Raw genomic sequence first — 14592 nt, forward strand, 5'->3', positions numbered from 1 at the left:
TCAATGATGTTGAAAGAAGCCCTGTCCGCAGCCGATTGCGTAGCGCTCCAGCTGGCCAGCGATGGTGACCGTTACGCGGAGCTGGGCCGCAAATTGAGGAGCACGTCCTTCTCGACCGCGCTGACCATCGCGCGCGGCAGCTCCGACCACGCCTGCGCCTACGCCGCCTACCTGATCATGGCCCGCCTGGGCCGCGTGGTGGCCTCGCTGCCGATGTCGCTGGTGACCCTGAACAAATCGCCGCTGATCACCCGCGACACGCTGGCGATCTCGATCTCGCAATCGGGCCAGAGCCCGGACGTGGTCGAGCCGATCCGCTACTTCCGCGACGGCGGCGCCACCACCATCGCGCTGGTCAACGACATCGATTCGCCGCTGGCGCACGCCGCCGAATGGGCGATCCCGCTGCGCGCCGGCAAAGAGCAGAGCGTGGCCGCCACCAAGAGCTTCATCACCAGCCTGGTGGCCGGCGCCCGCCTGGTCGCCGCCTGGCAGAACGATCCCGAGCTGCTGGCCGGCCTGGAAGCCCTGCCCGAATCGCTGCGTGCAGCCGCCAAGGAAGACTGGAGCTCGGCCATCGAAGTGCTGGCGCCGGCCCGCAACATCATGGTGGTCGGCCGCGGCATCAGCTTCCCGGTGGCGCTGGAAGCGTCGTTGAAGTTCAAGGAAACCTCGGCCCTGCAAGCGGAAGCCTTCAGCGGCGCGGAAATCAAGCACGGCCCGATGGCGCTGATCGAAGAAGGCTACCCGCTGGTGATCTTCGCCACCCGTGGCCCGACGCAGGCGGGCCTGCTGCAACTGGCGACCGAGATGCGCGGCCGTGGCGCGCGCGTGCTGCTGGCCGCACCGGCCGACGTGGCCGAACGCGACCTGACCCTGCCGGTGGCGGCGACGCCGGATCTGGATCCTATCGTGGCGATCCAGGCCTTCTACGTGATGGCGGCCCAGCTGTCGGCCGCACGCGGCATGGATCCGGACGCCCCGCGCCACCTGAGCAAAGTCACCAAGACCAACTAAGCAGCGGCACCATCAATGAAGAAACGCATATTGCTGACGGCATTGATGGTGCAGGCCTTGCTGAGCGGCGCCGCCCTGGCGGCGCCCGACAAAATCGAATTCTGGACCTTCAGCATGAAGCCCAAGTTCACTCCCTATTTCGAGACGCTGGTGAAGAACTACGAAGCCGGCAATCCGGGAGTGAAAGTGGAATGGGTCGACTTCCCGTGGGACGTGATCCAGACCAAGCTGGTGACGCGCATCGTCGCCGGCACCCCGCCCGCACTGGTCAACCTGAACGTGCCCTGGGCCGACGAATTCGCCCGCGACGGCTTGCTGACGCCGGTCGACGCCCTGCTCGGCGACGCCCGCCAGCGCTACCTGCCCAGCACACTGGAAGACCTGACCTTCGGCGGCAAGCTCAGTCGCCACATCTACGGCTTCCCGATGTACAGCAACGTCGCCGTCATCGCCTACAACACCCGGATTTTCAAGGCCGCCGGCATCGCACGCGCGCCGCGCGATCTCGACGAGCAGCTGCTGTTCGCGCGCCAGATCGCCGCCCGCACCGGCAAGGCCGGCCTGTGCCCGGCGCTGTCCAAGATCGACGGCCTGATGATGCAGCAAGGCCTGGCCGTGATCCAGGACGGCAAGGCGGTGTTCAACTCGCCCGCCCACGTCGCGCTGATCAAGAAGCTGGCCGAGACCTACCAGGCCGGCGGCCTGCTGAAGGACGCGCTGTTCGCCGAGGATAACTTCCCCGCCGCGATCGACGCCTACAAGGGCGGCCGCCTCGGCATGCTGCTGGCGCCGCCGACGGCCGTCAAACGCATCCAGAGCGACGCCAGGGACATCTACGCCATCACCGACGTCGCCCCCGCGCCGCTGGGCCCCACCGGCATCGCCGACGGCGGTTGGCTGATCCATTTCGCCGTGCCGAAAAACGTCGACGCCAGGCTGCTGCCGGCGGTCGGCAAGTTCGCCCGCTACCTGACCAACGACGCCAACCAGCTGGCCTTCGCCAAGCAGGCCAGCGTCTATCCGGCGATGGCGCAGGCGGCCAACGATCCCTTCTTCATGACCGTGCCGCCGGGCGCCGGCGCGGCCGAAAAGGCCGTATCGGCGGGCGCCGTGTCGATGCCGCATTCGCACACGCTGTACGTGGCCGGCATCACCGACTACGATGAACTGCGCCGCTACCTGGTCAAGGCCGTCGAAGCCGGCGTCACCGGCAAGCAGGACGTGAAGCAGGCGCTGGACCAGGCGGTGGCGATCTGGAACAAAAAACTCACTGCGCAGCGGAGCCGTTGAGATGAGCCGCACAACCCTGACCGCCTGGCTGTTCCTCGCCCCCGCGCTGGCGCTGCTGGCCGTGTTCTCGTTCTGGCCGGTGGCCTTCGGCTCCCTGCTGGCCTTCACCGACTACAGCCTGATACGCGACACCCACTGGGTCGGCCTGGACAACTTCCGCTACATCTTCGACAACGAGATGTTCGTCACCGGCCTGAAAAACTCGCTGGTCTTCCTGCTGATGGTGCCCTTCGTGCAGATCGGCGCGCTCACGCTCGCGGTACTGGTCAACAACCAGCTGCCCGGCATCCGCTACTTCCGCGCCGCCTTCTACGTGCCGGTGGTGACCACGGTGTCGGTGGTCGGCATCATGTGGGGCTTCATGTTCCACGAACAGGGCGCGCTCAATTACGTGCTGATGACGCTGCGGCTGGTCGGCGCGCCGGTCGGCTGGCTGTCCAACGACAGCCTGGCGCTGTTCGCCATCATGTTCGTCACCTTGTGGCGCGGCCTGGGCTGGTACATGGTGATGTACCTCGCCGCGCTGCAAGCCGTCCCCGCCGACATGCAGGAAGCCGCCATCCTCGACGGCGCCAACCGCTGGCAGCGTTTCTGGCGGATCACCGTGCCGATGCTGCGCCCCACCATCATGGTCTGCACCATCCTGTCGGTGCTGGCCGCGTTGAAGGCCTACCAGGAAGTGGACGTGCTGACCCAGGGCGGCCCGATGAACTCCACCTTCACCGGCTTGTACTACGCCTACGACCAGGGCCTCAAGCACCTGAAGCTGCCGCGCGCGCTGGCCGCCAGCTTCGTCATGTCCATCTTCTGCATCGGCATCGCCCTGCTCTGCCTGCGCTACATCAAGCCCAAACACCGATGATGAAAACGCTCGCTCATTACCTGCTACTCTGCGCGATCGCGGTGGTCTGCGTGTTCCCGTTCTGGTGGACGCTGGTGACCGCCATCTCCACCGAGGGCAACATCTTCGCCTTCCCGCCGACCTTCTGGCCGAACCAGCCGTCGTTCGAGAACTTCATCGAAGTGTTCAAGGCGATTCCGATCTGGTCCTTCTTCCGCAACTCGGTCCTGATCGCCGCCTGCACCGTGTTCTGGAAGCTGGCGCTGTGCTCCGCCGCCGCCTACCCGCTGGCGCGCATGCGCTTCAAGGGCCGCAAGCTGGTGTTCGGCCTGATCCTCGCCACGCTGGTGCTGCCGTCGGAGGTGAACTTCCTGGTCAACTTCATCACCGTGACGAAACTGAGCCTGGTCGACACCTACACCGGCGTGATCCTGCCCAACGTCGTCACGGCGGTCGCCATCCTGCTGCTCAAGCAAGCCTTCGAGGAAGTGCCGCAGGATTTGATCGACGCCGCCCGCGTCGACGGCGCCTCCGAATGGACCATCTTCAGTAAAATCATGCTGCCGCTGATCGCGCCGTGGCTGGCCACGGTCGGCATCCTGACGGCGGTCGAGGCATGGAACGAATACATCTGGCCCTCCATCGTGATGAGCAAGCCGGACGAATTCCCGCTGTCGGTCGGCGTGCTGTACTTGCGCGGCACCTTCGGCAGCAGCACGCGCGTGATCGCCGCCGGCACCATCTTGACCATCCTGCCCACGCTGGCAGCCTTCCTCTTTACTCAACGATTCTTCATGCGTGGCATGGACGGAGCTGTGAAATGACCCAAACCCAAAACGACCTGAGAAAACTCGCCGGCCAGCTGATCATGATCCGCTTTCCCGGCACCGCGCTCGACGCCGCCACCGCGGAATTCATCCGGGCCAACGGCATCCGCGCCGTCTGCCTGTTCCGCGGCAACATGACCGACTCCGAACAGCTGGCCAAGCTGACCGCCGACCTGCGCGCCGTCATGGGCCCCGAGTCGCTGATCGGCATCGACCAGGAAGGCGGCGCCGTGGTGCGCTCGACCTGGGTGCCGGCGCCGCCGGCCGCGATGGGCCTGGGCGCGGCCGACGACACCGACCTGTCGCAACGCACCGGCGCCGCCGTGGCGCGCGCGGTCAAGGCGCTGGGCTTCAACTGGAACTTCGCGCCGGTGCTGGACCTGAACAACAACCCGCACAATCCGGTGATCGCCGAGCGCTCCTTCGGCGCCGAGCCGAAACGCGCCACCGAACTGGCGATGGCGTGGATGGCCGGCAGCCACGCGGAAGGCGTGGCCTGCTGCGTCAAGCACTTCCCCGGCCACGGCGACACCAACGTCGATTCGCACCGCGCCCTGCCGACCGTGAACAAACCGCTGGAAGAACTGGCGCAGTTCGAGTTCGCGCCGTTCCGCATGGCCTCCGGCCAGGCGCCCGCCATGATGACGGCCCACATCGTCTATCCGACGCTGGACCCCGACAACCCGGCCTCGCTGTCGCGCCGCATCCTGCACGACCTGCTGCGCGACGAGTGGCAGTACAAGGGCGTGCTGATCACCGACGGCATGGACATGCACGCCATCGCCGGCCGCTACGGCGTGGGCAACGCCGCCGTGCGCGCGCTGGCCGCCGGCGCCGACATGGTGATGGCGCTGGGCACCACCGAAACCCAGAACGAAACGCTGGACGCCATCGCCGCCGCCATCGCCTCGGGCGAACTGGCGATGGACGAGATCAAGCTACGCCTGGACCGCCTGGCATCGCTGGCGCTGGCCTATCCATGCAAGCCGCGCTCCTACAAGGAGGACGCGGCCGACCGCGAGCTGATGGCCGAAGGCTGGCGCCGCAGCCTGACCGCCTACCGCGCCCCCACCCGTCCGCCCGAGGGCGCGCGGGTGCGGCTGGTGGTGCGCCAGGACGTGGTCAGCGACGGCGTGTCCGAAGCCGGCGTGCCGGCCGAAGGCGTGGCCGCCTCGCTGCGCCGGTTGTACGACGTCGAGCTGACCACCTTCGCCGACGCCGACACCTTCGACTGGAGCGCGCTGCCGCAGGACGGCCGCTACACGATCCTGGCCTCGACCTCGCGCCTGCGCTACGGCGAGCACGCGCGCGCCACCTGGAAGCCGGACCTGCACCTGGCCTTGTGGAATCCGTACCAGGCGCTGGACATCCAGTCGCCGTCGCTGATGACCTACGGCTTCGCCCAGCCGGCGCTGGACGCGGTCAACGGCTGGCTGCGCGGCGAGCTGGAAGCCACCGGCAACGCACCGGTGCCCGGCTTCGCATAACCAATCAATCAGGGGAGGAGGCAATATGGACAACAAAAAAATACGCAACCCGAAGTTCTGGGTACCCAGCCTGTACCTGGCGCAGGGCCTGCCGTTCTTCGCGGTGGCGATCGTCGCCAACCAGATGTTGAAGAGCATGGGCGTGCCCAACGACGAGCTCAATCACTGGACCGGCTTGATCGGCTTCGCCTGGGTGTTCAAGCCGCTGTGGAGTCCCTTCCTGGAACTGGCCAGCAGCAAGAAGCTGGTGGTGGTCGGCTTCCAGATCTTCGGCGGCCTGTGCCTGGGCGGCGTGGCGCTGGCGCTGCACGCGCCGTTCTGGTTCGCCGCCTGCATGGCCATGCTGGCGCTAGTCGGTATCGCCTCGGCCACGCACGACATCTCCTGCGACGGCCTGTACATCTCCAGCCTCGATGAAAAAGGCCAGGCCAAGTACGCCGGCTGGACCGGCACCTTCTTCAACGCCGGCAAGTTCTTCACCACCGGCGGCCTGCTGCTGCTGGCCGGCCACTTCGAGAAGACGCTGGGCGTGGTGCCGGCATGGACCATCAGCTTCTGCATCCTGGCCGTCATCATGGTGGCGCTGGGCCTGTACAACAGCTGGGCGCTGCCGACCGCCAGGAACGAAGTCACGGCCGACACCAACGCCGGCGCCATCGCCCGCACCTTGTGGGAAGTGATCGTCGAATTCTTCAGGAAGCCCGGCATCTGGATCTCGATCCTGTTCATCATCCTGTTCCGCGCCGGCGAGGCGCAGGTGCAGTCGATCGGCCCCTTGTTCCTGCGCGAGGCGCGCAACCTCGGCGGCCTCGGACTGAGCACCGCCGAAGTGGGCGCCGTGTACGGCACGGTCGGCACCGTGGCCTTCGTGGTCGGCAGCATCGCCGGCGGCTACTTCACCTCCTGGCTCAGCCTCAAGCGCGCCATCCTGTGGCTGATCCTCGCGGTCAACCTGCCCAACCTCGCGTTCTACCTGCTGTCGGTGTTCCAGCCCACCGAGCTGTCGGTGATCGGCGTCGCGCTCAGCGTCGAGATGTTCGGCTACGGCTTCGGCTTCGTCGGCCTGATCCTGTACATGATGCAGGTGGTCGCGCCGGGCAAATACCAGACCGCGCACTACGCCTTCTCGACCGGCATCATGCAGCTCGGCTTCGTGCTGTTCAAACTGTTCAGCGGCGACATCCAGCTGTCGCTGGGCTACCAGCATTTCTTCATCTGGGTGATGCTGTGCGCGATCCCGGTGGCGATCCTGTCGCAGCTGATCCCGATGACCGCGCGCCCGCAGGCCGAGCAAGAGCCGGCGCCGCAAGCCGTGCGCGCGGGTTAAACGGATGGCCAGCGTCAGCCTCAAACAGATCGTCAAGCGCTACGACCAGACCCCGGTGGTGCACGGCGTCGACCTGGATATCGCCGACGGCGAATTCATGGTCTTCGTCGGTCCCTCCGGTTGCGGCAAGTCGACCCTGCTGCGCATGATCGCCGGCCTGGAAGACATCAGCGGCGGCACGCTGCACATCGGCGGCGTGCTGGCCAACCACATCGCCCCGGCCCAGCGCAAGCTGGCCATGGTGTTCCAGTCCTATGCGCTGTACCCGCACATGACGGTGTACGAGAACATGGCCTTCGCGCTCAAGCTGGCCGGCCGCAAGCCGGCCGAAGTGGCGGCGGCGGTGGAGCGCGCCGCCGCCATCCTGCAGATCGTCCCGCTGCTCAAGCGCCGGCCCAGGGAGCTGTCCGGCGGCCAGCGCCAGCGCGTCGCCATCGGCCGCGCCATCGTGCGCACGCCGGAGGTGTTCCTGTTCGACGAGCCGCTGTCCAACCTGGACGCCAGCCTGCGGGTGCAGATGCGGGTCGAGATCAGCCGCCTGCACCAGGAGCTCAAGACCACCATGATCTACGTCACCCACGACCAGGTCGAGGCGATGACGCTGGGCCAGCGCATCGCGGTGTTCAACGCCGGCCGCATCGAGCAGGTCGGCACGCCGCATCAGCTGTACAACCATCCGGCCAACCTGTTCGTGGCCGGCTTCCTCGGCACGCCCAAGATGAACTTCATCGCCGGCGAAATCGTCGCCGTCTCCGCCGACCACGCCAGCGTGCTGCTGCCCGGCGGCGCCATCATCGAGGTGGCGGCAGCCCCCGGACCGCGGCGCGGCGAGCGCGTCACGCTGGGCGTGCGCGCCGAGCACCTGTCCATCGCCGGCGCCGCCGCCGGGGGCGGCGCCAACACCATCGACGTCGGCATCGGCCATGTGGAATACCTGGGCGACCTGTCGATCGTCTACACCACACTGGCCGGCGCCGGCGAAATGATCGCCGTCAAGCGGGCGGCCGAAGCGCCGCCGCTGCACGCCGGCTACCTCACCCGCATCCACCTGCCGCCGGCGCGTTGCCTGCTGTTCGACGCCGACGGCCGGGCGCTGGCGCGCGGGCCGGCACACGCTTGAATTCGTAATTCGAAGCGGTTTTATGTAACAATACGCGGGTTTGTACTGTCGCGATGGCATGGCCCACCCGCCGGCCCTCTAATTTGTTTGATAGAAAGAAGGATAATTCATGTCCCACATTCGTCTCGCCCGTATTAGCCTGATCCTGGCCGCCATTGGCCTGAACGCCGCACCGGCCATGCTGGGCATGTCCCCGGCCTACGCCGCCGAAGCCGCCAAGCCGGCCGAGGCGCCGAAGGATGCCGTGCGTCCCGAGATCTACAAACTGATCGACCCGGCCCAGACCAAAGATCTGCTGGCGAACAAGAACTACACCGAATTCAAGACCCGCATCGACACCGCGGCCGCGATGCCGAACGTGACGCCGTACGAAGCCTTCGTGCTGAACCAGATGCGGGTGCAACTGGGCCAGGCCTCCGGCGACCATCCAGCCACCGTCAAGGCGCTGGCCGAGATGATCGATTCCGGCCGCCTCAAGCCTGAGGACAAGCTGCGCTTCATCGACGCCGTCGGCGGCATCTATTACAGCAACATCAAGGACTACGACCAGGCCATCGCCTGGTTCACCCGCTACGGCGTCGAGTCGGGCGACACGCTCAAGCAGCGCCAGTTCATCGTGCGTTCCTACTTCTTCAAGGACGATTTCGCCACCGCCAAGGCGGAAGCGCTGAAGGACGTCGCCGCCGCCAAGAAAACCGGCGCCACGCCGCCGAAGGACGAGCTCAACCTGCTGGGCAACGTCGGCATCAAGACCAAGGACACCGAGCTGTATCTGCAGGCGGTGGAAGAGCTGACCCGCTACTACCCGAGCGAAGACTACTGGTTCGACCTGCTCAACCGCACCCGCGGCAAGAAGGCCTACGCGCCGCGCCTGGACCTGGACATCGCCCGCCTGAAAGCGCTGGCCGCGCCGTCGAAGATGGAGCCTGAGGACTACGCCGAGATCGCCGAACTGGCGGTGCTGGGCGGCTTCTTCACCGAAGCCAAGATCGCCATGGACAAGGGCTACCCGGGCGCGATCCCGGCCGACAAGAACAAGGCCGCGCTGCAGAAAATCCGCGACGGCGCCAACAAGGGCGCCGCCGACGATGCGAAAAACATCGACAAGGGCATCGAATCGGCGCAGAAGTCGAAGGACGGCGTCGGCATGGTCAACCTGGGCTACAACTACGTGACCCTGGGCCAGGCCGACAAGGGCATCGAGCTGATGAAGCAAGGCATCGCCAAGGGCGTGGCCAAGAATCCCGAGGACGCCAAGCTGCGCCTGGCCTACGCGCTGGCGATCGCCGGCAAGAAGGACGAGTCGATCAAGCTGCTGGAAACCATCAGCGGCAACGACGGCCGCGGCGACCTGGCGCGCTACTGGATCATGTACCAGAACCCGCCAAAAGCAGCACCGGCGGAAGCCAAGTAATCCCACGGAAACCGGCCTCGCGCCGGTTTTTTTATCGCCGCAGCGCGCCCGCCAGGGCATCGAGCAGCTGATGCTGGGCGTCGTTGCTCAACTCCCAGAACATCGCCCCGCGCAGGCCCTGCGCCTTGATGTAGCGGGCTTTCTCCTTGAGCGAGGCCGGATCTTCGTAGCTGATCCAGACCTTGTCCGCCGCGTGGTACAGGTACGGCGCCTTGGCCGCCTCATTCCAGTAGCGCCGGTAACCCTTGCCGCCCTGATAGCCCGCCGTCAGGTAGCCCTGCTTGAGCAGATGGCCGTATCCATACGAGTTGCCGCCGTCCACTCCGCCCGTGGCGCCGCCGTCGCACGGCTGGTACTGGCCGTCGCCGTTGGCGCCGGGCGCGCAACCTTTCCAGCCGTAGCCGTAGAACGGCACCCCCAGCACCAGCTTGTCCGCCGCCACGCCCGCCCGCAGGTAGCGCTGCACCGCACCCGCCGCGTGGAAGGCGCCGGCCGCCACCGGATCGCCGGCGTCGGCCGCCAGCGCCGCATGGTGGCCGCTGCTTTTCTCCCACGGCATGTGGAAGTCGTAGGCCATGATGTTGATCCAGTCCAGGCTCTGCGACAGCTGCCCGATCCAGCCGCCGCCGGCCGCGCCGTCGTTGACGTAGTTGGCGTTGCCGCCGGCCGCGATGGTGATGCTGTAGTGCCTGCGATCCTGCCGGCCGGCGGCGTCGAAGGCCGCACGCAGCTCGCGCGCCAGCAGGATGAAGTTCTGCTTGTCGGCCGGCCGCGCGCACACCGCCCCCGCCACGCAAGGCACGCCGGCCTCGGTCGGATATTCCCAGTCGATGTCGACGCCATCCAGGCCGAAGCGCCGCATCAGCTTCACCGACGAGGCGACGAAGCTGGCGCGCGCCTCGACGCTGTCGGCCACGTTGGAAAACTGGTTCGACCAGTCCCAGCCGCCGACCGACACCACCACCTTGAAGTGCGGATGCCGCTGTTTCAACGCCACCAGCGCGCGCAGGTTGGCGCCGTCCCTGGCGGCGTCGCGGAACACCAGCGCGCCGTTGGCCGAGGCGGCGTCGCCGGCCGCGTCCTGGCAGGCGGCCACGTAGTTGACCGAGGGTTCGGGGTTGCCATGCCGGCCGTTCCAGCAGACATCGAGGAAGGCGTACAAGGCCATCGTCAGCTTGCCTGCGCCGACGTTGGCGGCCGTGACCGGGAAGGCGTCCGACTTCCAGCCGGGATAGTAGCCGACGATTTCCGGCGCGGCGGCGGTGGCGGCGGCGGCGGCGACGGTGACAGGCAGCGCGGCGGCCAGCGCCGCCGCCATGGTCCAGCGTTTCAGGTGGTGCGTGTGCATAGATCCTTGCAAGGTTAGCCGGCGTTCAATTCCGCCACGAAGTCATACATATCGCCACGGAAGTAGGAGCGGCAGAATTCCACCGCACGGCCATCGCGCAAGAAGCCGAGCCGCTCGACCGAGAGGCCGGCGTCGCCCTCCTTGGCCTGCAGCAGCGTGGCCTGCTCCGCGTTGAGCAGCAGCGCCGACAGCCGCTGCAGGGCGCGCACCGGCCGGTTGCCGGCCTTTTCCAGCGCGTCGTACATCGACACGTCGACCGCCTCCAGCGACGGCAGACAGGACGCCACGATGGTCGCGTACTCCAGGCACATCGGCACGTCGTCGGCGTAGCGCATGCGGTGGAAGCGGTAGACCGCCGCGCCGGGACTGAGCCGCAGCCGCATCGCCTCGTCCGGCGTGACCGTGCCCTCCGAGCGCTTGAGCCAGACGCTGCGCGGCGTGCGCCCGCGCGCCCGCATGTCCTCGGAAAAGGAAGTCAGCTTGGCGAAGTTTTTCTCGATGCGGGTGTTGATGAAATTGCCGGAGCCGGGACGGCGCACCAGCACGCCCTCGCCGACCAGGCCGTCGATCGCCTTGCGCACCGTGATGCGCGACACCGCCAGGTCCGCCGCCAGTTGGCGCTCGGCCGGCAGGGCGTCCTCCGGCTTGAGCAGATGCTGCTCGATGGCCGAGCGCAAAGCCCGCTGCAGGCGCTGGTACAGCGGCAGGTTACTGGTCTCATTGAGGTGCGCCCGGATGTGTACCAGTGGGGTCATAGCATCGCTGTCCATAACGTTGCAGGCATCCTGTTTGTAGTTGTCAATTGATAATACCAAAAAAAGACCAGCGCGCAGCCGCCGACACCTTCCGGATCCGCAAATATTTTTCACAATACCCGCCAAACCCGCATGGATGCTGGCTTTCAGGCTGTTGCATATCGTCACAACAGCGGTCCATACCAGCGCCACAGCGGTATTACATAGTTGCCGAAGACACACTCTGTATGCTGCATACAACATTACGAAAAAGAATTTCAAAGTGGTAGTGATCTGGTATTAAAAGACGGGTATATTGGCGTTGGATTGGTTTTGTAAGTGGTTTGTAAGAAGTAACAAGAACGGCATCAACAATCAGTGGGCTCGGCGGAGCCTTCATCAACGGGAGGGAATATGTACCACAATTCAAATAACACGAAAATGTCCAAACTGACGCCTATCGCGACCGCAGCCGCCATCCTGGCGCTGAGCGTCTCGATGACGGCCCAGGCGCAACAGGCCGCAACGGAAAAAGAGCCTGAAGTGGTCGTCGTCAGCGGCATCCGCGGCTCGCTGCAGCAATCGCTGTCGGTCAAGCGCAACGCGTCGAGCAACGTCGACGTGATCACCGCCGAAGACGTCGGCAAGATGCCCGACAAGAACGTCGCCGACTCGCTGCAACGCGTCCCTGGCGTGAACATCTCCACCTCGGGCGCCGGTTCGGGCGGCTTCGACGAAAACGACCGCGTCTCGATGCGCGGCACCGCCCCGTCGCTGACCCAGACCCTGATCAACGGCCACGCCGTCGCCTCCGGCGACTGGTTCGTGCTGGACCAGGTGGGCGGCGCCGTCGGCCGTTCCGCTTCGTACTCGCTGCTGCCGTCGGAAATCGTCGGCCAGGTGGTGGTCCACAAATCGCCGACCGCCGACCAGATCGAAGGCGGCTCGAGCGGCTCGATCGACATCCGCACCCGTCATCCGCTGGACTTCAAGCAGCCGATCTCGATGGAGGCGACGGTGCAGGCGGTGTACGCCACCTTGCCGGAAAAAACCGATCCGCAAGTGAGCGCGCTGTTCAACTGGAAAAACGACGCCGGCACGCTCGGCCTGATGGTGCAGGGCTTCTCGGAAAAGCGCAGCCTGCGCCGCGACGGCCAGGAACTGCTGCAGTGGACCCAGGTCGCGCCGACCAACGCCGCCGTCAAGACCAATCCCGACCTGGCCAACGTCTGGTTCCCGCGCCTGATCGGCTCCTCGCTGTTCCAGCAGGAGCGCAAGCGCAAGGGCGGCCTGATCGACGTGCAATTCAAGCCTAGCCGCGACCTGAGCCTGGAAGCGACCTACTTCCGTTCGAAGATGGACGCGTCCAACTTCAACACCAACTACATGACCGACATGAACGGTTCCGGCATGCTGGGCGCGGGCGTCGCGCCCGATCCGGGCTACGTGATCCGCAACGGCACCCTGGTGTCGGCCTCGTTCGCCAACAAGGGCACGGCCGCCAAGCCGCTGCGCTACGGCATCGTCGACGACATCGTCCGCGAAGGCGCCTACGCCCAGACCGAGTTCTTCGACCTGGACGGCAAATGGCGCGCCACCGACCGGCTGGTGTTGACCGCCAAGGCCGGCGCCACCAAGGGCAAGGGCGTGACCCCGAGCCAGGGCGTGTTCGAGGGCGACGTCAACAACTCCGGCGCCAGCTACCAGCTGAACGGCCTGGGCAGCCCGGCCACCGTCAAGTTCCCCAACATCGACGTCTCCAAGTTCACCGGCACCCCGCTGGACTGGGTGTTCGGCGTCTCGCCGGCCACCACCGACGACAAGGAGACTTATGGCCAGATCGACGCCGCCTTCGCGCTCGACAGCGGCGTGTTCCGCGAGATCAAGTTCGGCGTGCGCGGCTCGCACCACACCCGCGCCAACTTCGAAGTGGCGCAAGGTCCCAACTGGTCCAACACCGACGTCGGCGGCAGCAGCACCAACCCGGCCTGGAACGGCACCACCTATCCCGGCAACTTCGGCAAGGACCTGGGCGGCGACTTCCCTAGAAACGTCTGGATCCTGGACCCGGCGATCCTGAACGCCTGGGGCGACCTGCACTCGAACCGCGATGTCTCGCGCACCTACTACCAGGACATGTTCGACCTGAAGGAAAACACCAAGGCGGTCTACGTCCAGGGCGAAATGGAAGGCGAAGGGTGGAGCGGCAACGTCGGCCTGCGCATCGTGCGCACCGAAGGCACCTCGAACGGCTACCAGATCCTGCAGAACCAGCCGGTCGGCGGCACGCTGCCGGCCTATCCATGGGGCGGTTTCGTGCAGAAGACGGCGATCGACAACAACAGCACCATCCCGCTGCCTAGCCTGAACCTGAAGTTCGACCTGCGCTCCGACCTGGTGGCGCGCGTCGGCCTGTCGCGCACCATGACCCGTCCCGACTACGGCGCCCTGGGCGGCGCGGTGCTGCTGACCGACGAGACCCACACCGGCAACGGCGGCAACGCGGCGCTCAAGGCGGTCAAGTCGAACAACCTGGACGCCAGCCTGCAATGGTACTTCGCGCCGCGCGCCCTGCTGTCGGCCGGCCTGTTCTACATGGACCTGCACGACTACGTCGGCTATGGCGTCAGCACCGGCACCTTCATCGACAGCCGCGCTTCGCAGGAACAGCGCAAGCCGGTGTTCGCGACCTACAGCATCACCTCGCCGATCAACGTCGGCGCCAAGGTCAAGGGCATCGAACTGGCGGCGCAGGTACCGGTCGGCATGGGCTACGGCTTCGACGCCAACGCCACCTTCGCCGACTCGCACCTGGACTTCGGCGCCTGCCCGGCGATGCAGACCGCCACCTCCGGCGATCCGTGCGACATGCTGGGTGCTTCGAAGACCACGGCCAACGCCGGCGTGTACTTCGAAAACGACAAGTTCAACGTCCGTCTGAGCTACGCATGGCGCTCGGCCTTCCTGGCGGCCCAGGACCGCGGCACCCCGCTGTACCAGGACGCGTCGGGCACCCTGTCGGCCTCGTTCAACTACAACATCAGCAAGAACATCGTGCTGACGCTGAGCGGCCAGAACCTGAACAACCCGATCCTGAAGAACTACATCTTCAACAAGGATCAACCGGCACGCTTCTATGCCAACGGCGCGCAGTACTACGCCGGCGTGCATATCAAGTACTGATCGG

At 66.1% G+C, this 14592-nt stretch carries 11 protein-coding genes; 9 read left to right on the forward strand and 2 right to left on the reverse strand.

Features of this window, described 5'->3' with window-relative positions; translation table 11 throughout:
- Positions 1–3 precede the first annotated feature (3 nt).
- From AC1RMD_RS17975 to AC1RMD_RS18010, 8 genes are all read left to right on the forward strand, one after another.
- Entirely contained in the window at positions 4–1017 is a 1014-nt protein-coding gene (locus AC1RMD_RS17975) for an SIS domain-containing protein (RefSeq protein ID WP_492928196.1), read from the forward strand.
- 15 nt (positions 1018–1032) lie between these two features.
- Positions 1033–2307 (forward strand): ABC transporter substrate-binding protein, encoded by a 1275-nt coding sequence (locus tag AC1RMD_RS17980; protein WP_492928050.1) that lies wholly within the window; start codon positions 1033–1035, stop codon positions 2305–2307.
- A gap of 1 nt (position 2308) precedes the next feature.
- Positions 2309–3169, forward strand: coding sequence for a carbohydrate ABC transporter permease (locus tag AC1RMD_RS17985; protein ID WP_492928051.1), 861 nt, complete (start codon positions 2309–2311; stop codon positions 3167–3169).
- Positions 3166–3972, forward strand: a complete 807-nt coding sequence (locus AC1RMD_RS17990) for a carbohydrate ABC transporter permease (protein WP_492928052.1) — start codon at positions 3166–3168, stop codon at positions 3970–3972. Before AC1RMD_RS17985 ends, AC1RMD_RS17990 begins: the two co-directional genes overlap by 4 nt.
- Positions 3969–5462, forward strand: a complete 1494-nt coding sequence (gene nagZ, locus AC1RMD_RS17995; RefSeq protein WP_492928053.1) for a beta-N-acetylhexosaminidase — start codon at positions 3969–3971, stop codon at positions 5460–5462. Before AC1RMD_RS17990 ends, nagZ begins: the two co-directional genes overlap by 4 nt.
- A 25-nt stretch (positions 5463–5487) precedes the next feature.
- Positions 5488–6789, forward strand: a complete 1302-nt coding sequence (locus AC1RMD_RS18000; protein ID WP_492928054.1) for an MFS transporter — start codon at positions 5488–5490, stop codon at positions 6787–6789.
- 4 nt (positions 6790–6793) lie between these two features.
- Positions 6794–7909, forward strand: coding sequence for an ABC transporter ATP-binding protein (locus tag AC1RMD_RS18005; protein WP_492928055.1), 1116 nt, complete (start codon positions 6794–6796; stop codon positions 7907–7909).
- A gap of 109 nt (positions 7910–8018) precedes the next feature.
- Complete coding sequence (locus AC1RMD_RS18010) at positions 8019–9323, forward strand: hypothetical protein (protein WP_492928056.1); 1305 nt, start codon at positions 8019–8021, stop codon at positions 9321–9323.
- Positions 9324–9354: 31 nt separating this feature from the next.
- On the opposite strand, the gene AC1RMD_RS18015 is transcribed toward AC1RMD_RS18010, so the two are convergent.
- Positions 9355–10671, reverse strand: a complete 1317-nt coding sequence (locus AC1RMD_RS18015; protein ID WP_492928057.1) for a glycoside hydrolase family 18 protein — start codon at positions 10669–10671, stop codon at positions 9355–9357.
- 14 nt (positions 10672–10685) lie between these two features.
- Entirely contained in the window at positions 10686–11426 is a 741-nt protein-coding gene (locus AC1RMD_RS18020; protein ID WP_492928058.1) for a GntR family transcriptional regulator, read from the reverse strand.
- 420 nt (positions 11427–11846) lie between these two features.
- On the opposite strand from AC1RMD_RS18020, the gene AC1RMD_RS18025 reads away from it, so the two are divergent.
- Positions 11847–14588 (forward strand): TonB-dependent receptor, encoded by a 2742-nt coding sequence (locus AC1RMD_RS18025; RefSeq protein WP_492928059.1) that lies wholly within the window; start codon positions 11847–11849, stop codon positions 14586–14588.
- Positions 14589–14592 lie beyond the last annotated feature (4 nt).

This window comes from Duganella sp. GW822-FHT06D06 (assembly GCF_058799615.1).

What these genes read in the sequence shown, in the direction of transcription:
- AC1RMD_RS17975 (WP_492928196.1), top strand. Translation starts at nt 4, where the DNA reads ATGATGTTGAAAGAAGCCCTGTCCGCAGCCGATTGCGTAGCGCTCCAG.
- AC1RMD_RS17980 (WP_492928050.1), top strand. Translation starts at nt 1,033, where the DNA reads ATGAAGAAACGCATATTGCTGACGGCATTGATGGTGCAGGCCTTGCTG.
- AC1RMD_RS17985 (WP_492928051.1), top strand. Translation starts at nt 2,309, where the DNA reads ATGAGCCGCACAACCCTGACCGCCTGGCTGTTCCTCGCCCCCGCGCTG.
- AC1RMD_RS17990 (WP_492928052.1), top strand. Translation starts at nt 3,166, where the DNA reads ATGATGAAAACGCTCGCTCATTACCTGCTACTCTGCGCGATCGCGGTG.
- nagZ (WP_492928053.1), top strand. Translation starts at nt 3,969, where the DNA reads ATGACCCAAACCCAAAACGACCTGAGAAAACTCGCCGGCCAGCTGATC.
- AC1RMD_RS18000 (WP_492928054.1), top strand. Translation starts at nt 5,488, where the DNA reads ATGGACAACAAAAAAATACGCAACCCGAAGTTCTGGGTACCCAGCCTG.
- AC1RMD_RS18005 (WP_492928055.1), top strand. Translation starts at nt 6,794, where the DNA reads ATGGCCAGCGTCAGCCTCAAACAGATCGTCAAGCGCTACGACCAGACC.
- AC1RMD_RS18010 (WP_492928056.1), top strand. Translation starts at nt 8,019, where the DNA reads ATGTCCCACATTCGTCTCGCCCGTATTAGCCTGATCCTGGCCGCCATT.
- AC1RMD_RS18015 (WP_492928057.1), bottom strand. Translation starts at nt 10,671, where the DNA reads ATGCACACGCACCACCTGAAACGCTGGACCATGGCGGCGGCGCTGGCC.
- AC1RMD_RS18020 (WP_492928058.1), bottom strand. Translation starts at nt 11,426, where the DNA reads ATGACCCCACTGGTACACATCCGGGCGCACCTCAATGAGACCAGTAAC.
- AC1RMD_RS18025 (WP_492928059.1), top strand. Translation starts at nt 11,847, where the DNA reads ATGTCCAAACTGACGCCTATCGCGACCGCAGCCGCCATCCTGGCGCTG.